This window comes from Dyella subtropica (assembly GCF_026283965.1).
Classification (GTDB): domain Bacteria; phylum Pseudomonadota; class Gammaproteobacteria; order Xanthomonadales; family Rhodanobacteraceae; genus Dyella_D; species Dyella_D subtropica.
Genome location: NZ_JAPDPD010000006.1, coordinates 142,181 through 165,183 on the forward strand (window position 1 = coordinate 142,181; position 23,003 = coordinate 165,183).

A 23,003-nucleotide genomic window follows, 5' to 3' on the forward strand; every position below is an offset into this window, starting at 1 on the left:
GGTGATCCAAGGCGCATTGCCTCGGCTGTGGGTGGTGGCAGACTCACCGGTGCTGGTTGAATCTTGCTGTCGGACTGCGCGGCATGACTGGCCCCGCAGGCCAATAGCAATGCGATGCAAAGCACATTTTTCAAACGCAACGAAACGGAATGGTTGCTCATGAAAGCTCCTCAAGTAGGAGTGACCCCCTGTCACCCACCGTGCGCTTTGTGGTGCCGCGGCACGCGGACCTGCACGGTCAGCACAGATATTAGGCAGGGCTATAAGGGTCGTCTTGACGCCATATCCGCGCACGACGTGGTAAACGCACAAATTTGTCCGGGAGGGGGGCTGACTATGATCGGAAAGAAACAGTGGCAAACCACCTTTATGCAACAGCTTGGGCAAGGCATGTTTGTTGCCACGCTGTTTGACCGGCTGCCGGATATTGTTTTCTCAGTAAAGGACATCCAAGGCCGCTATGTATGGATGAGCGAAGCCTGCGTGTCGCGCTGCAACTTGCTTCATCGCGACGCTGCCATCGGGTTGACCGCGTTTGATCTGTTCCCGGCGCCAATGGCCGAGCGTTACGCGCGTCAGGATGCGCAGTTGTTCCGCACGGGGCAGTCGCTGCTCAACGCGCTTGACCTTACGCTCTACCCGGATCGCAGCTCCGGTTGGTGCCTGACCACCAAAGAACCACTGCGAGATGCCAATGGCCGCTTGATCGGGTTGGCCTGTATATCAAGGGATTTATTCGAGCCGAGTCGGGCCGGCATGGTCAGCGAGGGGTTTGCCGAAGCCATCGACTATATGCATGCCAACCTGGCGGCACCGCTGCGGGTAGAGGAAATGGTGCGGCGCTCCGGTCTTACATCGGCTCAGTTCGATCGGCGCATGAAGATGGTTTTTCAGCTTTCCGCAGGGCAATACCTGCAAAAGATCCGCATTGATATGGCGGCGCGCATGCTCGCCGAGAGCACCGTGCAAATCGCGCAAATCGCCCAGATCGCCGGCTTCTGCGATCAGAGCAGTCTGTCCCGGCAGTTCCGGCAGTTTACGGGTGTGTCGCCGCGGCAATATCGCGCGCTGGTCAGAAGTTGAAGGCTTCGAAGTTTGCTATTCGCCGAAACTGGGGCCGATCCTGCCGATAACCGTTTCAGCCTTAGCTGATAACCAGTGGTTGTGCGCCACCATGGAAGCCATGAGTGGAGTGTCGGAAGGATGCGTGCTCAGCTGCCGAGTCCTATGTACTCGACCTTCGCAATCCAGTTGCGTTGGCGTCGGGCCAGGCGGTCGCCCTTCGTTTCCCCGTCCAGGGTGGACGATGAGCGCCGAAGCAAAGAAGGGTCCACGTCTTCAAAGGTATTGACGTTGACGACCGCGTAAAGCTGGCCATCGATTCGGCTGGTGACCAAGGGCACGACACCGCAGACGGCACAGACATGAAATTCAGCCGTCTTCGTGCCGAAGGCATATTTCGACACATGCGTGGGTTCCTTCACCGTTATCGTGAGCGAACCGGTTGGGCAAGACGTCCAGACGCCACCATGCTTGACGCAGAACGAGCACGTGCAAGCGCGCGCGTGGATTTCCGTTGGCTCGGGTAGCCAGTTCAACGCGAAGGAGATGTTTCCGCAGTGGCAACGGCCGGAGATCAGCATGACGTGTCTCTTGGGAGGTTAGGACTGCCGGCGAATATACGAGGGTCGCGAGTGGTGCGGCATCTCAGTTGGCGCGATGTTCTCCTCCCTTTTTTTTTGGGACAAGCACGGGAGGGAGCCATCAGAGCGCACAGCTGAGATTCGATGCCAATCAGAAGGATGGAAGTGCCATTGTCAGCCTACGGGGTCACGCTGAAGCGACGGCCGCCGCAAGCCGCCTCGCCTTGCGGTGACGCACGAAGCGATACAACCCGTAGCCGATGCCCGCCAGCACGATGAGTACGCCGGCGAGCAGTGCCAGCAGCACACGCGTCTGGCTCATCATCACAAACATGCCGTGGCTGCTGTAGAAGCCGTTGAAGCTGGCGATGGTGGCGGGCAGGTCGAGTAGATCCTGTTTGTTCAGCGGCAATGCGCGTTCATTGGGGTGGTACGACTCGCCCAGGCTGCTCAAAGCGTTGTTCTTGTCCAGTTCGATATGGCCGCCGAGTACATAGCTGACCGGACGATCCTTGAAGAAGTCGGCGACGCGATGTGCGCTGGCCAGGTCGGCGGCCTTGTCCTCGATCAGCAGGCGGCCCGGCAGCAGGAAGTCGCCGGAGAAGACCAGGCCAGTCATGCGGTCGTAGTAAGTGACGTGGGACGGGTAGTGTCCGGGCGTGGGGATCGCATCCACGATGCGGTTGCCCAGGTCCACAGTGGCCGTGCCGTTGGGCCAATCGTGAAAGCCGAAGTACTGTTTGACGTGTTCGAGGTCGGTGCCGACGACTTGCGTATTCGGCAGCGCTGAGAATTGCGCATCGCCCGAACGATGATCCAGATGGCCGTGCGTGTGCACCACGATCAGTGGCAGCTTCGTCGTTCCCGCGCCCGGCAACAGCGACAGGACGGTGTTGGCCAGTGGCATACGCTTCGGATCGGAGACGTCGCCGGTGTCGATCAGCAGCGCCTTGTCCGTACCCAGCAGCAGGTATATGAAAGGCGCTTCGGCGGTTTCGCATAGGCTCTCGCGCAGCACGAAGGTCTGCGCGTTGTAACGGTGCACCTGGAGCGGCGAAGGCGGCTGCGCGTCGCAATGCTCGCTGCCCTCGTTCCATTGGACGTCCATCGAGTGGACGTCCATCGAGCCTGGCGCGAGTTGCGACCATGCAGATGGCATGGCGAGCAGGCCTGCGGCGATCAGCAAAACGTAAAGCCATGACTTCATGGTGGAGCGCTCCCGAATTGTTGACGTGGACGATATCGCGAGTTCGGATGCAGCGTCTGTGATCAAGGTTTAGTGCATGTGTCAGGTACTAGTTGGCTGGCGTTAAGTCCCAGCGCACTGGCACATCGGCGAACCTGATTGGCGCCGAATCTCAGCTAGCGCGATGTTCTCCCTCCCTTGCTTGCAGGGGGAGGCTGGGAGGGTGTGAGCCCTTGCGAGAACCTCTCCCGAAACGCTTTCTCAAGTACTCACCCCTGCCCAGCCATCCCCTGCGAGCAGGGGAGGGAGCCAACGGCTCACTTCAATGCGACAACGCAAACGCCGTCAGGATGCGCGAAGTTTCGTCCGCCTTCTCCAATATCGGCATGTGGTTGCAGCCGTTGAGGATGGTGGAGCTGATCGCGCTGGCGTGGGTGAGGCCGTTGCGCAGGCTGTCCAGCGAGGAGATGTCGGTGATCTTGTCGTCGTGGCACCACAGGCCCATCACCGGCATGCCGAGGCGGTCGAGGCGGCTCTGCAGCGCGAGGTACTGCGAGGGATCGCGCAGCTCGTTGAAAGTGCGCTCGATGAAGGGGTGATCTTTCTGGTTCTGCTTGACCAGCACGTCGATGAAACGGCCCGGGATCGCCGGCACTTGCTGGAAGGCGAGGGCGGTGGCGCGGGCGAAGCTCTCGCGGTCGTCGAACAGGAACGGGTTCTTGCCGGCGAGGGCATTACGGGCGAAGTCGTTCTCGTTGGCCTTGAGGCCGAAGGAATCGATCAGGACCAGCGAGGCGACGTGCTCGGGATGATCCGCGGCATACACGCCGGCGATGGCGCCGCCCATGGAATGACCGACCAGCATGAAGCGTTGCAGGCGCAATGCGGCGACGAAGCCCTGCAAACGCGCGGCCTGCGCGTCGATGTTGTAGCTGGCGCCCTCTACGCGGCTGGAGTCGCCCCAGCCCGGCAGGTCGGGCGCGATCACGTGGAAATGCGGGGTCAGCAGCTTGGCCTGTTCCAGCCACACGTTCCTGTCGGCGGCAAAGCCGTGCAGCAACAGCAAGGTGGGGCCTTCGCCGCCTTCGTAGTACACCCACTTGGTGTCGCCCACCTGCACCGAGTGCTCCTCGACATGCGCGGTCATGGCCTTGCGCGCGATCTCTGCACGCAACAGCCACTGCGGCGCGAACAGATAGCTGCCGCCCAGCACGACGCCGAGTAGGACCACGACGAAAGCGAGGAACTTCAGGCGGCGCAGCAGCAGGCGCTGCCACAGCGGGCGGGTGTTCGTAGCGGCGGGGTTGGGCATCGTGAGGGTTCGCTTTGGAATGACGTGAGCATGTCGGGTCGCGCGCCGTTCCGATCAAGTCCGGAACGGCGCGCTGGTGTGCCCTACTTCTTGGCTTTGGCTTTCTTTGCCTTGGCGAAGATGTCTTCGACCGCTGCCTGGGTCAGCGGGTGATAACCCGCCTTGGCCTTGGCATAAACCTGCTCGGCGTAAGCCAGGCCCTCCGGCGTTTTGACGAACGCCTTGTACAGCGGCGTGGTGAGATAGAGGCGGCCGATGCGCGTCATGTGCTCCGCGGCGGCGCTCCACACATCCTTGTTGCCGGCGGCGATGGCGTGGCTGTACCAACGCATGCCGATCTCGGCGTTGGGCGTGCCGGTGAGATGCCAGGCGGCATCGATCTGCTTGATCTTATCCAGTGGAGCCGCGTCCGGCAGGCGGTCGAGGAAGTACATCCACTCCTGCGTGTTCCAGCCCTTGGCATCAAGCTTGGCGGCATCGAGCTTACCGGCGAGGAAGTCGTCGCGCTGCTTGTCGATGCTGTTGAAACGAGGCGAGTCGGGCAGCGGCGCGTTCTTCGGGATGCCCGGCTTGTAGACCCATTCGTTCACCTCGTCCCAGCTGACCTTGCCCGGGTATTTGTCGATCAGGTTGGCTTTGAGGTAATCCAGCATCTGCTCGGTGGTGATGCTCTGGAACGCGAAGTGATTGAAATAGCCCTTGAGGTAAGGGTCGAACACGTCGCGGCCGTAGCGCTGCTCCAGCGTGCGCAGGAACCACGAGCCCTTGTCGTAGGGCACTTCGGATAGCGAATCGTCGGCACCGATGCCGTGCGGCTCCGGCGCCAGCTTCTGTGCGTTCTCCGGCATCGCCCCGATACTCTTCTGCAGCGCGCGCGCGGAAAGCAGCGCCTCCTCATCGGCAAGGGCCTTGCCATACACGGCTTCCGTGATGCGGCCCTGCACATAGGTGGTGAAGCCTTCGTTGAGCCAGATGTCGCGCCATGCGGCGCTGGTCACCAGGTTGCCCGACCACGAATGCGCCAGTTCATGCGATACCAGCGAGACCAGGCTCTTGTCGCCCACCAGCACGGTCGGCGTGGCGAAGGTCATGTTGGGGTTTTCCATGCCGCCAAACGGGAACGACGGCGGTAGCACCAGCAGGTCGTAGCGGTCCCATGCATACGGGCCGTACAGTTTCTCGGTCGCGGCGATCAGCTTTTCCGTGTCCTCGAACTCATGCGCGGCTTTATCGACCACGCTGGGTTCCGCATAGACGGCCGAACGCGGGCCGGTTTCCTTCACTGCCAGATCGCCGGCGGTGATGGCCAGCAGATAGGACGGAATCGGATGCGGCTGGTTGAAGCTGAAGTCACCATCCAGCGCATGCTTGGCGTCGTTGATCGCACTCATCGCTACGCGCACATCCTTCGGTGCGGTGACATGGGCGGTATAGGTGAAGCGGATCGCGGGTGAATCCTGCAGCGGCACCCACGAGCGTGCATGGATGGATTCGGACTGCGAGAACATGAAGGGCAGCTTCTTGTCCGCGGTCTGCTCCGGCGTCAGCCACTGCAGGCCGGAAGCGGTCGGCACGGTGGTGTAGACAATGCGCACCTGCGCTGGATGGCTGGGTGCATTGATCGTCAGCTTGCTGCCAAGCTCTTTGTCGCGCGGCGCCAGTGCGAAGGTCAGCGCGCTCGCCTTGCCCTTCGTGTCGATCGCTTCAATCTTGGCGATCTTCAGGTCGCGCGTATCCAGTACTAACGACTTCGCCTTGGCGTCCTTCCAGTCCAGCTTCAACGTAGCCTGGCCATCGAGTTGCTTAAGCGGAAAGTCGATCTTCAGGTCCAGATCGAGGTGCGTCACGCGCACCTGGTCGGGCTGGGCGTAGGAATGTGGGTCGGCGGCGAAGGCGGTCAGCGGCAGCGTGAACGCACCGACGGCAAGAGCGGAGATCAGGCGCATAGAGAACGACTCCAGGAACGGGAGCGCCGAGTATGCCATCGGCGTTCCTGGGGCGGCCTGTGGCGGTGGTCATTGGAGAGCGGCGCCTTACTCTCCATGAAAGGCGCCGCCCTGGATTCCGGCCTACGCCGGAATGACGATAGGGAAGGTAGTGGTCAGCTCTTAGCTCGTCATTCCGGCGTAGGCCGGAATCCAGTGGCGCAGACCTGACACGGCACCCAAACGCCTCAGCGCAATTCCTTGCTTGCCTGTGGGTCCACCGAGTACGGATACATCGTCGCCAAAAATCCTGGCTGCGCCGCCACCCGCGCGATCCATGCACGAAAGGATGGATACGGCTCCAGCGACAGCCCCGCTTCCTCGGCACGACTGGCATACGCAAACACAGCGATATCCGCGATGGTGTAGTGGTCGCCCGCAAGAAAGGGGCGCGTCGCCAGCTCGGATTCCAGCATGCCCAATGCGCGCAACGACGCTTTGCGCTTCAGGTCGATCAACGCCTGCGGTCGATTCGGCAACTTCCCGGTCATGGTCCAGAACCGCAGCGAACCGATCACCGACTCCACCCGCTCCTGTTCGAAACACAGCCACTGGAACACCTTGGCGCGTCCAAAGACATCGGATGGAAGATAGGGCGTGCCTTCGGCCAGGTAAGCGAGGATGGCATTGGATTCGGCCAGCACGCGGCCATCCTCCAACTGGATCGCCGGCACCGTGCCGGTGGGGTTGATGCGCAGGTAATCCGCCGTCTGTCCCTCGCCCTCGAAGATGCTCACTTGCACGCTGCGATACGGCTGGCCAAGGTGATGCAGCAGCTGGCGAACTTTCCAGCCGTTCTGGGAGGGGAGGTAGTCGTACAAGGTCAGCATCGGAAGCGCTCCGTCGAAGTGAGGTCCAGCAGTGTGCTGGACGCATGCAAGCGGCGCTCTCCGATTCTTGCGCTGTCTCCCTGTCAACCGGATCGCGCCCGGCGCGTCATCTCTCGGATGTCCGCCTGCGCGCACCACTCCATGCCAACTCGCCGCATCTCGATCCTGAAGTCCTGCCTTGGTCTGGCTGTATTCCTCCTGGTGCTGGGGGTCTGGCTGGCGTCCGATGCCCATGCCCAGGTCGCTCAGCCGGTGAGCCTCAAGCGCAGCCAGGTTGTGCTGCGCTAACGATTTCCCTTGTAGGAGCCCACCCTGTGGGTGATTGCGCATATACCAGGCCGGTCGCCCACAGTGTGGGCTCCTACACCGGCGGCCTCAGCCATAGCGATCCGCCAATCGATCCGTCGCGGTCACCAGCACATCGACAATCGCCGGCTCACCCGCGGCATGTCCAGCCACCACCACATGAAAATCCGCCTCCGGCCACACGGCGGCGAGGTCGTAAGCGTTCTTCACCGGGCACACGATGTCGTAGCGGCCGTGCACGATGGTGGCGGGGATGTGGCGGATCTTCGCCACGTCACGCAGTAACTGGCCCGGCTCAAGAAACGCAAGGTGACGGAAGTAGTGCGCCTCGGTGCGCGCCATGCTCAGTGCCACTTCCGGCGCGCTGAAACTCGCCACTGTTTCGGGGCTTTCTTCCAGCGTGATGGTGCTGCCTTCCCATGCGCCCCAGGCCTGCGCCGCCGCAAGCCGCACCGCTTCGTCGTCGCTGGTGAGGCGGCGCCAATAGGCTTCGACCATGTTGCCGCGTTCGTTCTCGGGAATGGCCGCGGCATAGCGACGCCACTCTTCAGGCCGAATCCACGATGCGCCGCCGCCTTCCTCGTTGTACCAGCGAATCTCCTCCGGCCGGCACAGAAAGATGCCGCGTAATACCAAGCCCAGCACCCGTTCCGGATGGGTCTGCGCATAAGCCAAGCCCAGCGTCGAACCCCACGAGCCGCCGAACACCACCCAGCGCTCGATGCCCAGCGCTTCGCGGATCGTTTCGATATCGGCCACCAGGTGCCAGGTGGTGTTGTCCTGCAACACGGCAAACGGCGTGGACTGTCCCGCGCCGCGCTGGTCGAACAGCACGATGCGATAGCGCTGTGGATCGAAGAAGCGACGGTGGTAGGTGGCGATGCCGGCGCCGGGGCCACCATGCAGGAAGACCACCGGCAGACCTTTAGGGTTGCCGCATTCCTCGACGCGCAAGGTGTGCAGCGCGTCGACCGCGATGTGATGCGTCTGATAGGGCTCGATCTCGGGGTATAGCTCGCGCATGAAATGGCTCCGTGAAACCCGCGCGAGCATACCAATCCTTGCAGGAGACCACCTGTGGGCGACCGGGCGTTACGGAATCCTGCTATGCAGGACAGTGAAGCGTTGTCTCAAGGGCCTGCCCCATAGAAGCTCAAATGAAGCTACGGCGCTGAGGTCGCCGCATTCCGCATCGCCAACGTCAGCGGCCGATTCTCATGTGACGTCTGCAGCACGATCAGCGTCGTCGTGCTGATGCTCGGATGAATCTTGAGCAGCCGATCCAGCACGGTTTCCAGATGCGGAATGGACATCGCCACCACCCGCAGCAGCGCCGAGTCCTCCCCCGCCAGCCGCCGGCAATCCAGTACTTCCGGAATGTCCGCCACTAGCGCACCCACACGCGCACAAGTACCGCCATCGCAGCGCAGCCGGATCATCGCGTCGATCTCATAACCCAGTTTGCGCGGGTTGATCACGGCGCGATAACTGGTGATCACGCCGGCTTCTTCCAGGCGCTTCACCCGCTCGGCTACGGCCGGTGCGGACAGGCGCACCTTGCGCCCCAGCTCGGCATAGCCGAGGCGTGCGTCCTGCTGCAGGGCCTCCAGCAGTTGCCAATCCTTATTGTCCCAAACGGGTTTCGATTCAAAGGTCGTTGAGTTCATTTCACATTCCGATCGTTGGCGAAACATCGCCATCGTACGCCGATTCATTATTCCTGCGTGCGGCGGCCAGGACTACGATGCGCACATTGTTTCCCCACGGAATCTTCCCCATGCAGACCCCGGAACGCCTCGACGGGCGTGCCCTTGCCTATATCGGCATCGCCCTGCTTACCTGGTCGTCGGCCTATGCCGCGATCGCCTATGCGCTGGCCTCGTTCACCCCTGGCGAAGTGGCGCTGGCGCGCCTGTCCATTGGCTCGTTCTGCTTCGCCCTGCTGCTCTTGGTGAAGCGCGTGCCGATGCCAGCGCGGCGCGATTGGTCGCAGATGGTGTTGCTCGGCGTGATTGGCCTGACCGTGTATCACCTTTGCCTCAACTCTGCGGAAACCCGCGTGGCCAGTGGCACCGCGGCCATCCTGATTTCGCTGATACCGGCGGCCACCGCGGCGCTTTCGGCCATCTGGCTGCGCGAGCGCCTGTCGCCGCGCACCCTGGCGGGGCTCGGCGTGGCGCTGGTGGGCGTGGTGATGGTGGTGCTGGTTAGCGGCAAGGACGTGAAGTTCGAGCCGATGGCTGCGCTGGTGTTAGTGAGCGTGCTGGCTTCGGCGACCTTCTTCGTCGGGCAGAAGCCACTGTTCGCGCGCAACAGCATGCTGGGCGTCACCGGTTTTACCTTCTTCGCCGGCACGCTCGCTACCTTGCCGTTCGGCCTGGGTTTGCCACATGCGCTGGCTGTTGCACCGGCTTCGCATATCGGCGCGTTGCTGTGGCTGGGCATCGCGCCCACCTTCATCGGCTACATCGCGTGGAACGCGGCGCTGCATCGCGCCTCCGCGTCGCAGGTCAGCAGCTTCATCTATTTCTCGCCGCCGATTGCGGTGCTGATCGGATGGGTGTGGCTGGGCGAGCGTCCGACCTTGCTGACTCTGGTGGGCGGCGCGGTCACCGTGGGTGGCGTGGTGCTGGCCAATACGAAGCGTCGCGCACCGCAGGTGGCAGCACCGATGGCAGCGACGCCAGTCAAGCAGAGCTGAGCCATGGCGCTGATTCGTTTGACTGACTTGGCAGAGCAGCTGCCACAGGCGTGGTCGTCCAGCATCGTGGCCCGCTTCGGCGACGCCAACCTCAAGCTGGTGCGCATGGACGACTCCGCGTATCCGGAGGAGTGCCACGACTACGCGGAAGGTCTACTGGTGCTCGAAGGAGGGATGGTGCTGCAGCTGGAGGGCGAAGCGTTGCGCGTCGGTACCGGTGAGATCTATGTAGTACCGGCCGGTGTGCCACACAGCGTAGGGAAGGGGAGTCGAGGTACGCTGTTGATCCTCGACGTCTGACGTCGCCGCGCTGGTTCCGGGGCATCGTATGTACACGCTCTACATCGCCAACAAAAATTACTCCTCGTGGTCGATGCGGCCGTGGGTGTTGATGAGCGAGCTTGACATTCCGTTCGAGGAGCGCCTTGCGCCGTTTGGGCAGGGCAGCAACTGGAACAACTTCCGCGTGTTCTCGCCCACCGGGAAGGTGCCGTGCCTGCATGACGGCGACACTACGATCTGGGATTCCCTCGCCATCGCCGAGTACCTGGCTGAACGCCATCCCGGCGTGTGGCCGGCGGATGCCTCCGCACGTACATGGGCACGTTGCGCCGCGGCCGAAATGCATTCCGGTTTCACGACATTGCGCGAAGAGGCGTCGATGAATTGCGGCGTTCGCGTGCGCCTGCATCACATGTCGAAGGCGCTCAAGGTAGAGCTGGCGCGGCTGGATGAGCTGTGGGGCGATGGCCTGAAACGCTTCGGTGGTCCCTTCCTCGCGGGCGAGACATTTACCGCCGTCGATGCGTTCTACGCACCCGTCGCCTTTCGCATCCAGACCTATGGATTGCCCATGCAGCCACACTCGGCCGCCTACGCACAGCGTTTGCGCGAACTGCCATCCTCGCGCCGCTGGTATGCGGAAGCCCTCCGCGAAACCTGGCGCGATAACGCGCACGAAGACCAGACGCATCTGGCCGGCGAGTGGCTGGAAGACCTGCGCAAATCATTGTAGGAGCGCTTCGCCGGACTAGATCGGGAGGCACGCCTGCATACCCGATTGGCGTCGACGTTCAGCGGATGCGATCTTCCCCTCCCTCCCCTGTCCCACGGGACTAGCTTTGCGTCGCAAGCAGGGGAGGGAGCTAACGGCTCGCGTAACTGAGTTTCGCCGCCAATCAGCTGCTTACTTGGCCACCCGCGCCAGCGTCGCCATCGCCTGAACCGGCGCATCCGGCGATACCGCCGTCGTCAGCGTGAACAGCAATTTTGACGTATCGCCCGGCCGCGCCCACGCATAGCTCAGCGTATGGATGGGCCCCGTCGGCGCCATGCCGCGCTCGTCCTGCTCGGGCGATGCCTTCAAGGGTGCGGGGCTGCTGCTCACCAATGCAGTGAACTGTTGCTCGACATTGATCGCATCCGCCTGCTGCGCGAACACAGCGCACACGCCATCGTCGCGCAACGACACCACAAACTTGCCGTCGCCCGGGCCGCTACGCGCCCAGGCCGTGCCCGGCATGCCGCCGAGGAAATTCTTCGCGGTGGCGTCGGCGAGTGCTGGTGTTTTCGCCGCCTCGAACTCCGCCTTCAACGCTTCCGGCTTCGCGTAATGCTTCATGCAGGTGGTGGCGTAGAGCTTCACGAAAAACGCGGACGCATCCGTGGCGTCTTGCGCCTGGCCGGCGGTGGAAGCCAGCAGCAACGCGATACCTGACAGCAAAGAGCGAAGACGCATGACGTTTCCCGTGGGCTGGCGACACTCGTGCCACATTTTGCCGTAAGCGTGTGACGGCGTCGTCAGGCCGCCTGCACCACTTCACGCGTCGCCCTGCGCACCTGCCAGCGCGCCAGGGCGACCAGCACCAGCGCGACCGCAACGAACGCCAGCAACACCAGGCAGGCATTGCCCACCACGCGCGCATAGCCCAGCGTGTTCACGTCCAGAAACGGATAGGGATACCGGCCGATTAAGGCGCCGCGGGCCAGCACATAAGCGAAGTAGCCCACGGGGTAGGCTTGCCACAACACGATGTGCTGCCAGCGCAGCGACCACTTGGGTACAGCCAACCACCAATACAGCAGAAAGATCGGCGGCATCGCATCATGCACCATGATGTCGGCAAACAACTGCCAGCCCTGCGGATTCCACAAGTGACGCAGCAGCAGGCTGTAGATGACGCCGACCACCGCGATGCTCATAGCGATGGCGGTATTCACGCCCGGCCGTCCAAAAAAGCGCGTGATCGGCCCGCGCGGTCCCGTCGATCCCGCGGTGAGCGCCAACGCCACCAGCATATTCGTCAGTACGGTATAGAAACCCAGATAGAGCCACACACCGGCCAACGCACCTTGGCCCATGGCCTGCGTCATCCGGATCGAAAGCAGTAATTTCAGTGCCAACGTGAACCAGCCGAGTGCGGCGGCAAAAGCAGCGAACCAACGATAGCGCGTGGACATGCGGACTCCGGTCGGGTGTGCTCAGGCGCCGGCAGGCGCTGCCTGCAAATGCAGTGCACGGCGCCGACCCACCGAAGCATACAGTCGAACCAACAGCGGGATGCCGAGCATCAGAAAATTGTTCCACCCCGGCGCGAACCAGGCCGCCACCAGCGACAACGCCGCCGCCGTCGGCAGACCCCAGGAACGCCAGCGCGTAGCGGCGATCTCATCCGGCGTCACGTCCTTGCGCACATACGGCGCGCGCAACGCCACGGAGAACAACCAGTGCTGCAGCAACCCGGCCAGCAGCAGCGTTCCCGCATAAAACAACTCCGGCACCCGAGCCGACGCATTCGAACTCATCAACGCCGTGGCAAACGGCATAAACGCCACCACCATCAACAACACCATGTTCGGCCACATAATCGCCGAGTTGTAATCGGCCAGCATGCCGAACACACGATGGTGCGCCATCCACAGCGCGCCGATCACCAGAAAGCTCAACATGAAACCCATGAAACTCGGCTGCAGCTCACGCAACGCCTGCAAATAAGCCAGGTCATCGCCAGTGCTCATGTGCGGCACGTGCACCTCGATGATCAACAAGGTGATGGCGATGGCGAAGACGGCGTCGGAGAAGAAGGTGAGGCGTTCGAGTTGCGAGGCGTTGGTGGTCATTGAGGTGGGCGGCTCCTGGGTAAGGGGCAGGATGCTGCGATGGTAGTCAGGTATTGTCCAGAGGAGGCGATAGTGATGAGTGGATGCATCCCGCTCGGCGCTCGTGAAGCAACAAGCTCTCCTGTTTGCGTAAGCCATCGAAGTCCATCTCAGCGTGACTACTGGTGATCGATCTTCTGCACGGCAAAATATTTGACCTTGCGAACATGGAATTTCTTCGTTAACTTTATAAGTTCCGCGCGCTATGCGCGGACTTGGGGATCAAGGGGAATGGAATGCGCGTTAGTGCCTGGATTTTGGGCAGAATTGCTCTTCGTCTTGCGGTGGTTTTCTGCATTGGTGTGTGGGTACCGGCCCATGCCCAGTCCGATGAGTTAACTCCTGAAGAGCAGTTTCATCGTCGAATTCACGTTAGCGAAGATATCCAGCCGCTCGGAGAGAATCCGTTTGGCGAGCATGTTGACCTCTATACGGGCGAATTGTCGTTTGAGCAAACCGATATCGTGTTGCATGGTACCGGACCGGATATTGTCATCTCGCGAACGTTTTCACCCGGCACCCGTACGGCCAATTCTGGAGGATTCACCGAACCGGTCAATGGAGAATTTGGCGACTGGCAATTAAATCTTCCGCGTTTAACTACGCTTGTAAGTGGCTTATATAACAATGCGACGGGTGACTCGGCCGGTAACTGGGTAACTAGCTGGGTGGCAGGCGTTGGCACCGGAACCAATCGCTGTTCGGGCATGAGCGGAGGCACTCAGCTCAGGTCAAGAATTCCCCAGATTGCGTGGTGGCATGGCTATCAGTTGCATATTCCTGGGCAAGGGGAGCAACCCATCCTCGCGCGGGCAAATGGGCACGTCTCTCCGTCGATGAATGGTCCATCGGGCTCGGCGATGACCTTTAACGCATACACTCCGCATAATTGGATGATCGGTTGCCTGCCGCAGACAGCGAGCGGTGAAGCTGGCGAAGCATTCTGGGTGGTGGCCCCTGATGGGACCAAGTATTGGCTCGACTGGCTCACCTACCAATGGGCCACCCCTGTCAGTTGGAAGGGCACGCCGTCAGCCCCCGTGGTAACGGATCAATTGGCGACCGCAGCCGCCCAGGTCACCCAAGTCCAGGACCGCTTCGGCAACTGGGTGCAGTATCACTACACGGGTAGTGAGCTCACCGGCATTACGGCCAGTGACGGGCGTAATGTCTCGATCGTCTGGCGTTCGGATGCCCACTATATCGACCATATTTCGGTAACTTCGAGTTCAGGAGCTACGCGCACCTGGACATACCAATACGCGGACTTGCCGCAGACGGCTGCGGGGTACGTTGCGCGCTTGTCTACTGTTGTGCTGCCCGACAATTCCAGCTGGCAGTTCAATCTTCTGAATCTGCTCACTTCAACGGTTGGGCCCGATGACGTGGATGGCCGGCCGGATTGCATAGGTGGCTATTTTCACGCGCGAAACCAGGGCGCGACGTTCTCCGGTTCAATTACTCATCCTTCCGGATTGCAAGGCACCTTCACTATCACACCTACTGCACGCACGAGGGTTGGCGCAACTAGGCCACCGTCACCTAGTTGCCCCTTAACCGTATCCCAGTTCTTCATTCCATCTTCGTATTTTATCAATGCACTGGTAAGCAAGACCTTCATGGGCGCGGGAGTCAATAACTCTTGGAATTACGCTTATTCAAGCCCTCCAATCTATTGGGCTGACCAGTGTCCGAACAGCGTCTGCCCCATTCATACGGTCAGCACTGATGTAACCGACCCAAACGGCAATATCACGCGCTACAGTTTTGACAATACTTACCAGTCGTACCTTGAAGGAAGCCTGGTCAGTACGTTACATGGGTTTAATCCATCTACGTCCGCCGCGATTCGCACTGAATCACAGAGCTATCCCGTTCCGGCCAGTGGTGATTACTTCAATAATCCCATTGGCTTTGTCATGGATTCGCTGCTAGTCAATTCAAGCCAAAAGAACAACCTCTACCCTGTCAATCTGATACAGACAACGCAAGAAGGCGACATCTATACCTGGCAGGCGCTGGCTTTCAACGCTTATGGACAAGCTACTGACGTAAGCCGCTACAACTCCATTGCCGGGCAAAGTGGCATCGAAAAGGCGACGACCTATCTCAACGACCCTGCACTTTGGGTGCTTGGCCTGCCGCTACAGGTCACGAACGTCACGAAAGGCGAGATCGAGTCGACCAACACCTACACGAGTTCGGACGCGCTGCAATCGCGCGCGCGTTTCGGCCAGACGCTGATGAATTACGGCTACGACGGACAGGGTCAGCTTACCAGCTTCACCGATCCCAACAATCACACCACGACGCTAGGCAGCTACAAGCTCGGCATTCCCCAGTCGATTGGTTATCCAGATGGCACCTCCGTAAGTCTGGTTGTAGATGATTTCGGTCAGATCAGCAGCCTCACCGATCAGGCCGGCAGCACCACCAACTACAGCTACGACGCGATCGGCCGGATCACCGGCATCACCTATCCCGCCGGCGATGAGGTGGCGTGGTTTCCGAAGAGCTTCAGCTACGCCTACGTAACCACTGCCGAGCGCGGTCTCTGGGCGGGCCATTGGCGCCGCACCACCAGCAAGGGTGGCGCGGTCACCACTACCTACTTCGATGCCATGCTGCGCCCGGTGTTGAGCGATACCGCCATCAGCGGTACGGCGAATTCCGACATCAGCACGCGCACCGATTACGACTGGAAAGGCCAGAAGATCTTTGTCTCCTATCCGGTGAGCGGTACGCCGGATCTCAGCGGCATCACCAGTGGCGCTACCAGCATCTACGACGCGCTGGGCCGCGTGATCCAGCTACAGCAAGCGTCCGAGTTGGGCACGCTGACCAGCAGCACGGCCTACCTCGCCGGCGCGCGCAAGCAGGTCACCGATCCCAAGGGCTACGTCACCACCACCAGTTACCAGGTGTTCGATCAGCCGAGCTACGACGCGGTGATCCAGGTGCAGGCGCCGGAAGGCATCACCCAGGCGATCAGCCGCGATCTCTATGGCAATCCGCTGTCGATCACCCAGTCCGGCCTCTACGGTACCGAAAGCGACAACGTCACCAAGTGGTTGGTGTACGACAGCTACCACCGTCTGTGCCGCAGCACTGAGCCGGAGAGCGGCAGCGAAGTGACCGCCTACGATGCCGCCAACAACGTGGCGTGGACGGCCTCTGGGCTGTCGTTCAGCGGTAGCGTCAGCGGTTGCGGCCAGGAGCAAGTGCCAGCGGCGGCGCAGGCCACCCGCAGCTACGACGCGATGAATCGGCTGCTGACCCTGGCCCCGCCCGCGGGCACCCAAAGCACCAGCTATACCTATGACGCGCTAGGCAACGTCGCTACAGCGAACTCCGGCATCACCGCCTGGGCAGCCACTCGCAATACCTTGGGCCAACTCACCGCGGAGTCGCTGGGCGTCACCGGCAATGGCAGCAAGGTGATTCGTTACGCGCATGACGCCTATGGCAGCGTGCGTTTGGTCAGCTATCCGGACGGCACGGTGGTCGATTACGCGCCGGATGCGCTCGGTCGCGCCACCCAGGTGGGCAGCTACGCCAACAACCTCAACTATTTTCCCGATGGCGACCTGCAGAGCTTCACCTATGGCAACGGCACCAGCTACCTGGCGCAGAAGAACGCACGCCAGCTGCTGAGTAACTTCAGCTATGGCAAAACCGGCACGCTGAATGTCAGCGAGGATTACACCTACGACGGCAACGGCAACATCACCAACATCACCGATCTGGCCAGTGGGCAGCGGACCAAGGCGCTGAGCTACGACACCCTGAACCGCCTGACCCAGGCGCAGGCCAATGGCCTATGGGGTACCGAAAGCTACAGCTACGACCCACTGAACAACATTCGTAGCCGGGTCAGTGGTGGCCAGACCTTCACCTATAACTACGACGCCTCCAAAACACTCCTGAGCAGCATTACCCAGGGCGCCACGCCGGTGGTGACCCTGCAGTACGACAACCGCGGCAACGTCAATCTGCGCAATGGCGCGGCGTTGGTCTTCGATCAGAAGAACCAGCTTACCGGCATCCCGGGCTACGACAGCTACGCCTACGATACGGCGGGCCGGCGTGTGCTGAAGACGCCCGCCAGTGGTGCAGCGTCGACGTACTACTTCTATACCCAGGCCGGTCAGTTGCTGTACCAGTTCGATGCGGCGGCCAATACCGACACCGACTATCTCTATCTAGGCAAAAAGCTCATTGCGAAGACGGTGCAAGCCTCGGGTTCGGCACCCGACCAGTCCTCGATCCCCGCCATGGCGCCAGGCACGTACTCGCCTTTGAGCAGTGCGACGGGCAGCTATACCGTGAGTTGGTATGGCGTCGCCAATGCCGCCACCTATGAATTGCAGGAACAGGTCAATGGTGGTGCCTGGGCCACGATCTACAGTGGGGCGGGGCAGTTGTGGGGTATGGCGAGCAAGGGCGCTGGCACCTATGGCTACCGCACACGCGCCTGCAATACGCAGGGCTGCGGGCCTTGGAGTCAGCCCAGCACGGTGGTCGTCAATGGGCAAAGTCCGCCCGTAGCGCCTACCACCTCGCCGCTGTTGTCCGTGCCGGCCGTTAGCACGACGGCTAGCTACGCGGTGCGCTGGACCGGCGTGGATGGGGCATCCAGCTATGTGCTGCAGGAGCAGTCCGGTACGGGGGCATGGGCGCAGGTGTACAGCGGCCCCGAGGGCGTTTGGCAAGCGATCGGTAAGCCTAATGGTAGCTATGGCTACCGCGTACAGGCGTGCAATGCCGGTGGCTGCGGGCCGTGGAGCGAAGTGGGAACGCTCAACGTCAAAAACCCCAATGCCGCACTGCCGGCTATTTTGCAGCTGTTGTTGGATTAAGCAATGGTGTGAGCGTCGCGTTCGATCGGACTTTCTCCTGGCCTTATGTCCGGAGATATATAGGAAGCGTGCTGCGAGAAGCATTGACCGGGACATGGTCATAGCGTTCAGGTCAATGCGGTGATTCAAGCGGGCTAGGTGATGTCAAGATCTTATTCGTCGATACTAAGGGGCGAGTCATGAGTAATGAAATAAAAACAATATCTTTGGCCCTGCTCTTTTTTGTTTCAATGATTCTTTCGGCGGCATCACCGGCGCAGACTGCGGTGGGTCCAATAAACCTCACTCAGGTAAACACTGGGTGGAATTCAGACGAAATATCTGTTGGGACGGGTGCGCCAGCCATAAATCCGGCAACCTGCCCCATGACGGACCTCTACGTTACTGAATCCGGAGCGCCCGGCAATAGAAGTCATTACGCAGCGGCCCTCACTGCCCTCGCGAACGGCCTTGCCGTGGTTATCGTTGTTGCCAACCAAGGGTGCTCAAGCGATGGTCGCCCCAAAATCTGGGGTATCACGATCTACAAGAAATAGTGATCGAAGGGCTGTTTGATTAGCGCCGAATCTCAGTCGGAGTTCGGGCTGTTGATATTCACCATTTTCCCTCCTGAAGAACGATAAGGGGGTGGCTCAGTGAGGAGTGTTAAGAGCAACTAACTACCGTCGTCTTGTCGATGCGCAACTAAAAAAGCCGACTACTCCCAACTCTTGACAATCAGAGTCTCGTAAACATGCACAAAATCATCATCGCCGTAGGAATGTTCTTGGCGTCAGCCACCACACTGGCGGAACCGACGACCTCACCCACCACGGTGGTCCGGGCGCGTGCCTACCTTCCATCTCAGGCATATATCGACGTCACGTCCAGCGACCAATGTGGCACGAGTACATTCATGATTGACATGTCGAGCAGTAGCGGTCGTGCGGCCTATGCCAATGTCCTTGCGGCACTCAGCGCCGGGAAGAAAATCCAGGTCGAGGTTTCGTCGTGCTCGGGGTGGGGATCGCCCGTGCAGTCAATCTACATTTGGGCGAACGGGTGATCTATCACTCTTGCTGCGCAATAAGTGATGGCTCCGCACAGAGCCGTTTGGAAGCTAACAGTAGCGGCCTCATCAGGTTTCAGTGCGAGTTCCAACCAGGGAAATGGTCATGCCGATGTTGAAGAACCTTCTTGCCGTGGTCAGCCTTTGGATGCTGGTGTGCCTGACGGCCAGCGCGGGCACGGTGACTTATATCTATACCGATCCGCAGGGGACGCCGCTGGCGGAGGCGGATGCCAGCGGCAATATCACGGCGACGTTTGATTACAAGCCTTATGGGTCGCTGGCGTTGGGTAATCCTCCGAACGGCCCAGCCTATACGGGACATGTCGATGATCCAGATACAAGTCTCGTATACATGCAGGCGCGTTATTACGATCCAATGATTGGGCGATTTGTGAGCGCCGATCCGGTGGCAGTCTCGCCAGCCAGCGTATTTAATTTTAGCCGTTACGATTACGCTGACAACAATCCCATCATAAATTTTGATCCCACGGGGATGGCGTGTGCTGCTTCCGGGGAGGTTTCCGCGTCAGTGCAACGGATGCGAGATTCCTCTGATAAATGCAGCGGGAGCTCAGTACAGCCAGCGACAAGTCCATCACCATCGCTTGGTGGAAGGGTTGCGGGTGTGGCTATTGGCGTTGGAAAAGCTGTGGTTAATGGGTTATCAGACTTCATGGAGCTGCTCGCTCCTCCAGAGGGGGATCCTCTGGAGCCCGCAAGTAACGATCAGGCTAACGGGATGATTGCTGGAGGCATTATTGTTGATGTGGCTACGGCTGTCGCAACTGAAGGTGATTCACTTGAGATTTCGGCTGGAAGGAGTACTACTGTAATAGGTAGGGTTAAGGACCTGCAGTCACTGGGAGCAGGAGAGCAGTCGCTGTTAAGTCGCTTGCCAAACCGAGGAAGCCCCAAGGCAAACTGGACTCAGAATGCAGGAGTTCTTCGTCAGGAGATGGCGCGGAGAGTGCCGATTCGAGATGCCTCGCCGGGAAATAATAGTGGCCAGTTTCTTAACGCCGAACGAAATTTGCTCAGGGATCGTGGTTGGACATTTAATGAAAATACAAACTATTGGATGCCGCCAAAGTGATGACCAAACACAAAGCCGCCGATGACTTTGGGCGGACGTTCATAGATCTGAATTTTTCCCTTGGTGCAACACAGTCATTTGATTTTCTCGGTGAATTCGGGTTTGAGCGCGTGGAGGCTTTACCGTCAATTGTGCGATATCGATATGGTGATATTGAGGTCGATATATGTATCGGTCGAAAATCATATGAGCTGGATTTTGAAATTTCTCGTGGTGGCGAGAAATATTCGATCCAGGAGCTTATTCGGATCACTGATCCTAATGCTGCGAGGCAATATCGTAGTTATGCTGCGACCACCCAGGATGGTCTGAAAGAAGGTTTTAATAAATTGAGGGATATTGTAAAGAAGTACGGACGAAATGCACTTCGAGGGGACCCCGAAGTATTCATATTGCTCGAGCAGCAGAGAAAGTCTTGGTCTCGTGAGTATGCACTCGATGTTCTGGAAGGTCAGTTACGTCCAAAGGCTGAGTTAGCGTTCCGACAGAAGAAGTATTCAGAAGCCGTTGAGTTGTACGAGAAAATTCGATCTCGTCTTACTCTCGCAGAACTAAAGAAGCTCGAAATTGCGAAGGCACGGTCGCGTAGTTAGAAGAATTTGTGTCAGAGTGCAGTTATGAGAGCTCTCGATCAGATTAACTTTCTGTGTGGGTAATTGAACCGGGCTCCGTTTCGACGATCTTTAAAAAAAGTTTGCTGTGTTCCTGCCAGGGATGCTTTTGAGCTTAGAGTGAGTAATGGCTAGGTGGCCTGAGGTGTCCATGGCCTCCTATTCTTCGGGATACCTCAGTCTCTGACACCGTTTTCAAAGAATGGAATCACAATCTCTGTGGAGTAGATGATGCGCTTTGGTGATTTAGTGAAGGGCGCTGTCGCCGTTTGGTTGGCGGTTGCTGTAGGGAACGTCTATGCCTGGGACGGCGCTGTTACCGGGAAGATCGCGCAGATCAATGGTGTTGGTGGAGCGGGGGCAGCTCCAGGCAACTATGACATTCGTGTCTATATCGGGGGGCAAGCATCAGTTTGTGCTGGAGCTGTCGACCCCAGTTGGGGCTATATCAACATCAATGATCCAAACTACAAAGGCCTTCTTGCCATGCTACTGATGGCTCAGGCTACTGGCAAAACTGTCACTCTGTATACGAATAAGGATTCGAACGGCTATTGCCAAATTGGTTACATCGCAGTCGTGACCTGACGGTCGAGGAATCAGTAAGGAGTCGACAATGCATAGGGCGATTAAGGGGGTGGCTATTTCTGTCATCGTGGCGACGAGTATCGCCCTGTCTTCAGCCGCTTTGGCTCAGGCCACCTCAGGGCAGATGATCATCAACAACATGATGACTGGCTGGGGCGCGGACTCCTTCGCAATTCAGACGTATGGCTACACGCCGGTAAACCCTGCCAACTGCCCTAGCAGTGACTACTACCAAGTCGATGGCATTGATGGAGGATACAAAACTCTCTATGCCGCCGCACTGATCGCATACACCAATAGGACACCCGTTTATATCGTTGTGTCGAATACGGATTGTCGCAACACACGTCCAAAGATCATTGGCATCACGCTGGCTAAGTGATGCAACCCATCAGCACCCTCTGTGCCAATATGAGGCACATGCACCTCGATGATCAGCGAAGTGATGGCGAAGACGGCGTCGAAAAAGAAGGTGTGGCGTTCGGACTGTGAGGTGTTGGTGCTCTTTGAGATGGGCTGCCTCATCTCATCGGGTGCCGCACTTCAGAACAGAATTCGCCACCGGTTTTGTGCAATCCAGATGGGTTGGTCCGGAGCTATCCCCTCGATGGAAGGGTTAGGTCTGCGGTGAGGTGGCGTGCCGAGAACGACTGCAACGAGCAATTTTGTCGAGCTATTTCGACACGCTGATGGTCGTCGCCGTTACGATGACGAAACTGCCGTTACCCCATACGTCCGTACACCCATTGACCCACCCTTGTATTGGCCGATCGGTCGACAAGGCGAGAAGAGCTGTGGCATACATCGCATTGAAGTTCGCATTCGTCTTGGGGATCAAGATGTAATTCTTGAGGGCGGGAGTGGCGCAACCTTCCGTGTTGGCGCTTGAGCCCAGCGTGATGAGGGCGTTTCCCGAGTCGTGGATGGTTACCGAGAGCACCGCGTTGCTTCCGTTGTCGCTGTTTGCGTCGGAGCTGCTGAAAGCACAGGCAAGAAGAAGCGTAGTACCAATGCGAGCGAGCATGTGCCGGTGTTCCATGATTCCCTTCTCGGTGGTGATTGTGACGTAGAGCGCAGAGTCGGTGCCGTCTTGAGCCGCTCATGGATCGGTACGATACCAGGGCTGGTTGAGCGGGTGCACGCACAACTTGCGGACATCGCCTCTCAACCAAATCTGGCTTGCTCGTTTTTCAAGCATCCAGGTGTCGTCTATATTTCCGGTTTCCGAGTAATTCAGGCGTTGTGCCGTGAGGGCATTGAGTCTCGATCTATTCTTACAGTGGAGGCATGTGGCAGAACTTATCGCTCATGGAGAGCGATCTACAGGGAGGAAAGAATGATCAATAAGAAGATGTGGCTTCATTTGATTGTGTTGCTCGCGGCGTTGGTGGCTGGCGCGAGCAGCATTGCTGGTGAAGCCGTTGGCCCGCGTAAGGTTGTGAATCTGGGCTGCCAGAACAGCAACGGTACTTGCTACGTCATCCTTGATGGGGCCTCATTCGGAAGTACGTTGGGTTGTGCGGTGCGACAACAGAATTTCGTTTCGACAATGGCGATACCGACAATGGAAAGCGTTCGTACGCTTCCTTCCTTGCCGCTTTCCTCACCGGAAAGCAGGTAACGATTTATCTGAATGGATGTACCTCGCAAAGGTATCCGGCTCTCTTGTGTTTCTCTGT

The 23,003-nt window shown here is 59.4% G+C and carries 23 protein-coding genes; 12 read left to right on the forward strand and 11 right to left on the reverse strand.

Annotated elements, in window-relative coordinates; translation table 11 throughout:
* The first annotated feature begins 336 nt into the window (after positions 1 to 336).
* A complete protein-coding gene (locus OUZ45_RS06980) occupies positions 337 to 1,083 on the forward strand; it encodes an AraC family transcriptional regulator (RefSeq protein ID WP_266169217.1) in 747 nt (248 codons plus the stop codon).
* 128 nt (positions 1,084 to 1,211) lie between these two features.
* Here OUZ45_RS06980 and OUZ45_RS06985 read toward each other — a convergent pair whose 3' ends face one another.
* The 5 genes from OUZ45_RS06985 to OUZ45_RS07005 form a co-directional block, all read right to left on the reverse strand.
* Positions 1,212 to 1,643, reverse strand: a complete 432-nt coding sequence (locus OUZ45_RS06985; RefSeq protein ID WP_266169218.1) for a GFA family protein — start codon at positions 1,641 to 1,643, stop codon at positions 1,212 to 1,214.
* A 187-nt stretch (positions 1,644 to 1,830) separates the two neighbouring features.
* Complete coding sequence (locus tag OUZ45_RS06990) at positions 1,831 to 2,850, reverse strand: MBL fold metallo-hydrolase (RefSeq protein WP_266169219.1); 1,020 nt, start codon at positions 2,848 to 2,850, stop codon at positions 1,831 to 1,833.
* A 301-nt stretch (positions 2,851 to 3,151) separates the two neighbouring features.
* Positions 3,152 to 4,141: an alpha/beta fold hydrolase gene (locus OUZ45_RS06995; protein ID WP_266169220.1), complete on the reverse strand. Its 990-nt coding sequence runs from the start codon at positions 4,139 to 4,141 to the stop codon at positions 3,152 to 3,154.
* A gap of 83 nt (positions 4,142 to 4,224) precedes the next feature.
* The gene (locus tag OUZ45_RS07000; RefSeq protein WP_266169290.1) at positions 4,225 to 6,087 is read right to left on the reverse strand and encodes a M1 family metallopeptidase; all 1,863 of its coding nucleotides are present in this window, start codon (positions 6,085 to 6,087) and stop codon (positions 4,225 to 4,227) included.
* Positions 6,088 to 6,314: 227 nt separating this feature from the next.
* Positions 6,315 to 6,956 carry a glutathione S-transferase family protein gene (locus OUZ45_RS07005; protein ID WP_266169221.1) on the reverse strand — a complete coding sequence of 214 codons (642 nt, stop codon included), beginning with the start codon at positions 6,954 to 6,956 and terminating at the stop codon, positions 6,315 to 6,317.
* Between the two features lie 141 nt (positions 6,957 to 7,097).
* Between OUZ45_RS07005 and OUZ45_RS07010 the strand changes: the two genes are divergently transcribed.
* A complete protein-coding gene (locus tag OUZ45_RS07010; protein ID WP_266169222.1) occupies positions 7,098 to 7,244 on the forward strand; it encodes a hypothetical protein in 147 nt (48 codons plus the stop codon).
* 87 nt (positions 7,245 to 7,331) lie between these two features.
* On the opposite strand, the gene pip is transcribed toward OUZ45_RS07010, so the two are convergent.
* Both pip and OUZ45_RS07020 read right to left on the reverse strand, forming a co-directional pair.
* On the reverse strand, positions 7,332 to 8,285 hold the full coding sequence (gene pip, locus OUZ45_RS07015; RefSeq protein WP_266169223.1) for a prolyl aminopeptidase: 954 nt from the start codon (positions 8,283 to 8,285) through the stop codon (positions 7,332 to 7,334).
* Between the two features lie 140 nt (positions 8,286 to 8,425).
* Positions 8,426 to 8,929 carry an Lrp/AsnC family transcriptional regulator gene (locus OUZ45_RS07020; protein WP_266169224.1) on the reverse strand — a complete coding sequence of 168 codons (504 nt, stop codon included), beginning with the start codon at positions 8,927 to 8,929 and terminating at the stop codon, positions 8,426 to 8,428.
* Between the two features lie 110 nt (positions 8,930 to 9,039).
* Between OUZ45_RS07020 and OUZ45_RS07025 the strand changes: the two genes are divergently transcribed.
* The 3 genes from OUZ45_RS07025 to OUZ45_RS07035 are packed head-to-tail and all read left to right on the forward strand — an operon-like array spanning position 9,040 to position 10,978.
* A complete protein-coding gene (locus tag OUZ45_RS07025) occupies positions 9,040 to 9,963 on the forward strand; it encodes a DMT family transporter (protein ID WP_266169225.1) in 924 nt (307 codons plus the stop codon).
* 3 nt (positions 9,964 to 9,966) lie between these two features.
* Positions 9,967 to 10,263, forward strand: a complete 297-nt coding sequence (locus tag OUZ45_RS07030) for a cupin domain-containing protein (protein WP_266169226.1) — start codon at positions 9,967 to 9,969, stop codon at positions 10,261 to 10,263.
* A 28-nt stretch (positions 10,264 to 10,291) separates the two neighbouring features.
* Positions 10,292 to 10,978, forward strand: coding sequence for a glutathione S-transferase family protein (locus OUZ45_RS07035; RefSeq protein ID WP_266169227.1), 687 nt, complete (start codon positions 10,292 to 10,294; stop codon positions 10,976 to 10,978).
* A gap of 171 nt (positions 10,979 to 11,149) precedes the next feature.
* Here OUZ45_RS07035 and OUZ45_RS07040 read toward each other — a convergent pair whose 3' ends face one another.
* The 3 genes from OUZ45_RS07040 to OUZ45_RS07050 form a co-directional block, all read right to left on the reverse strand.
* Positions 11,150 to 11,701 carry an NMCC_0638 family (lipo)protein gene (locus OUZ45_RS07040; protein ID WP_266169228.1) on the reverse strand — a complete coding sequence of 184 codons (552 nt, stop codon included), beginning with the start codon at positions 11,699 to 11,701 and terminating at the stop codon, positions 11,150 to 11,152.
* Between the two features lie 62 nt (positions 11,702 to 11,763).
* Positions 11,764 to 12,423, reverse strand: a complete 660-nt coding sequence (locus tag OUZ45_RS07045; protein ID WP_266169229.1) for a Pr6Pr family membrane protein — start codon at positions 12,421 to 12,423, stop codon at positions 11,764 to 11,766.
* A 21-nt stretch (positions 12,424 to 12,444) separates the two neighbouring features.
* The gene (locus OUZ45_RS07050; RefSeq protein ID WP_266169230.1) at positions 12,445 to 13,083 is read right to left on the reverse strand and encodes a TMEM175 family protein; all 639 of its coding nucleotides are present in this window, start codon (positions 13,081 to 13,083) and stop codon (positions 12,445 to 12,447) included.
* Positions 13,084 to 15,041: 1,958 nt separating this feature from the next.
* Between OUZ45_RS07050 and OUZ45_RS07055 the strand changes: the two genes are divergently transcribed.
* The 6 genes from OUZ45_RS07055 to OUZ45_RS07080 all read left to right on the forward strand — a co-directional run bounded on the left by OUZ45_RS07055 (position 15,042) and on the right by OUZ45_RS07080 (position 21,706).
* Positions 15,042 to 17,981 (forward strand): RHS repeat domain-containing protein, encoded by a 2,940-nt coding sequence (locus OUZ45_RS07055; RefSeq protein WP_266169231.1) that lies wholly within the window; start codon positions 15,042 to 15,044, stop codon positions 17,979 to 17,981.
* Between the two features lie 179 nt (positions 17,982 to 18,160).
* The gene (locus OUZ45_RS07060) at positions 18,161 to 18,517 is read left to right on the forward strand and encodes a hypothetical protein (protein WP_266169232.1); all 357 of its coding nucleotides are present in this window, start codon (positions 18,161 to 18,163) and stop codon (positions 18,515 to 18,517) included.
* Positions 18,518 to 19,135: 618 nt separating this feature from the next.
* The gene (locus OUZ45_RS07065; protein WP_266169233.1) at positions 19,136 to 20,125 is read left to right on the forward strand and encodes an RHS repeat domain-containing protein; all 990 of its coding nucleotides are present in this window, start codon (positions 19,136 to 19,138) and stop codon (positions 20,123 to 20,125) included.
* Positions 20,107 to 20,718 (forward strand): hypothetical protein, encoded by a 612-nt coding sequence (locus OUZ45_RS07070; RefSeq protein ID WP_266169234.1) that lies wholly within the window; start codon positions 20,107 to 20,109, stop codon positions 20,716 to 20,718. The genes OUZ45_RS07065 and OUZ45_RS07070 overlap by 19 nt, the downstream gene beginning before the upstream one ends.
* 249 nt (positions 20,719 to 20,967) lie before the next feature.
* A complete protein-coding gene (locus tag OUZ45_RS07075) occupies positions 20,968 to 21,324 on the forward strand; it encodes a hypothetical protein (protein ID WP_266169235.1) in 357 nt (118 codons plus the stop codon).
* A gap of 28 nt (positions 21,325 to 21,352) precedes the next feature.
* A complete protein-coding gene (locus OUZ45_RS07080) occupies positions 21,353 to 21,706 on the forward strand; it encodes a hypothetical protein (protein WP_266169236.1) in 354 nt (117 codons plus the stop codon).
* 291 nt (positions 21,707 to 21,997) lie between these two features.
* Here the strand turns inward: OUZ45_RS07080 and OUZ45_RS07085 are convergent, their stop codons facing one another.
* Entirely contained in the window at positions 21,998 to 22,348 is a 351-nt protein-coding gene (locus tag OUZ45_RS07085) for a hypothetical protein (protein WP_266169237.1), read from the reverse strand.
* 312 nt (positions 22,349 to 22,660) lie between these two features.
* On the opposite strand from OUZ45_RS07085, the gene OUZ45_RS07090 reads away from it, so the two are divergent.
* Positions 22,661 to 22,945 carry a hypothetical protein gene (locus OUZ45_RS07090; protein ID WP_266169291.1) on the forward strand — a complete coding sequence of 95 codons (285 nt, stop codon included), beginning with the start codon at positions 22,661 to 22,663 and terminating at the stop codon, positions 22,943 to 22,945.
* The last annotated feature ends 58 nt before the right edge of the window (positions 22,946 to 23,003 follow it).

Excerpts from the sequence above, each read along its gene's own strand:
- OUZ45_RS07060 (WP_266169232.1), top strand. The coding sequence starts at position 18,161 with ATGAGTAATGAAATAAAAACAATATCTTTGGCCCTGCTCTTTTTTGTT.
- OUZ45_RS06990 (WP_266169219.1), bottom strand. The coding sequence starts at position 2,850 with ATGAAGTCATGGCTTTACGTTTTGCTGATCGCCGCAGGCCTGCTCGCC.
- OUZ45_RS06980 (WP_266169217.1), top strand. The coding sequence starts at position 337 with ATGATCGGAAAGAAACAGTGGCAAACCACCTTTATGCAACAGCTTGGG.
- OUZ45_RS07020 (WP_266169224.1), bottom strand. The coding sequence starts at position 8,929 with ATGAACTCAACGACCTTTGAATCGAAACCCGTTTGGGACAATAAGGAT.
- OUZ45_RS07080 (WP_266169236.1), top strand. The coding sequence starts at position 21,353 with ATGCATAGGGCGATTAAGGGGGTGGCTATTTCTGTCATCGTGGCGACG.
- OUZ45_RS06985 (WP_266169218.1), bottom strand. The coding sequence starts at position 1,643 with ATGCTGATCTCCGGCCGTTGCCACTGCGGAAACATCTCCTTCGCGTTG.
- pip (WP_266169223.1), bottom strand. The coding sequence starts at position 8,285 with ATGCGCGAGCTATACCCCGAGATCGAGCCCTATCAGACGCATCACATC.
- OUZ45_RS06995 (WP_266169220.1), bottom strand. The coding sequence starts at position 4,141 with ATGCCCAACCCCGCCGCTACGAACACCCGCCCGCTGTGGCAGCGCCTG.
- OUZ45_RS07090 (WP_266169291.1), top strand. The coding sequence starts at position 22,661 with ATGATCAATAAGAAGATGTGGCTTCATTTGATTGTGTTGCTCGCGGCG.
- OUZ45_RS07025 (WP_266169225.1), top strand. The coding sequence starts at position 9,040 with ATGCAGACCCCGGAACGCCTCGACGGGCGTGCCCTTGCCTATATCGGC.
- OUZ45_RS07000 (WP_266169290.1), bottom strand. The coding sequence starts at position 6,087 with ATGCGCCTGATCTCCGCTCTTGCCGTCGGTGCGTTCACGCTGCCGCTG.
- OUZ45_RS07035 (WP_266169227.1), top strand. The coding sequence starts at position 10,292 with ATGTACACGCTCTACATCGCCAACAAAAATTACTCCTCGTGGTCGATG.
- OUZ45_RS07055 (WP_266169231.1), top strand. The coding sequence starts at position 15,042 with ATGGATTCGCTGCTAGTCAATTCAAGCCAAAAGAACAACCTCTACCCT.
- OUZ45_RS07065 (WP_266169233.1), top strand. The coding sequence starts at position 19,136 with ATGCCGATGTTGAAGAACCTTCTTGCCGTGGTCAGCCTTTGGATGCTG.
- OUZ45_RS07050 (WP_266169230.1), bottom strand. The coding sequence starts at position 13,083 with ATGACCACCAACGCCTCGCAACTCGAACGCCTCACCTTCTTCTCCGAC.
- OUZ45_RS07045 (WP_266169229.1), bottom strand. The coding sequence starts at position 12,423 with ATGTCCACGCGCTATCGTTGGTTCGCTGCTTTTGCCGCCGCACTCGGC.
- OUZ45_RS07040 (WP_266169228.1), bottom strand. The coding sequence starts at position 11,701 with ATGCGTCTTCGCTCTTTGCTGTCAGGTATCGCGTTGCTGCTGGCTTCC.
- OUZ45_RS07030 (WP_266169226.1), top strand. The coding sequence starts at position 9,967 with ATGGCGCTGATTCGTTTGACTGACTTGGCAGAGCAGCTGCCACAGGCG.
- OUZ45_RS07005 (WP_266169221.1), bottom strand. The coding sequence starts at position 6,956 with ATGCTGACCTTGTACGACTACCTCCCCTCCCAGAACGGCTGGAAAGTT.
- OUZ45_RS07085 (WP_266169237.1), bottom strand. The coding sequence starts at position 22,348 with ATGCTCGCTCGCATTGGTACTACGCTTCTTCTTGCCTGTGCTTTCAGC.
- OUZ45_RS07075 (WP_266169235.1), top strand. The coding sequence starts at position 20,968 with ATGCGCTTTGGTGATTTAGTGAAGGGCGCTGTCGCCGTTTGGTTGGCG.
- OUZ45_RS07010 (WP_266169222.1), top strand. The coding sequence starts at position 7,098 with ATGCCAACTCGCCGCATCTCGATCCTGAAGTCCTGCCTTGGTCTGGCT.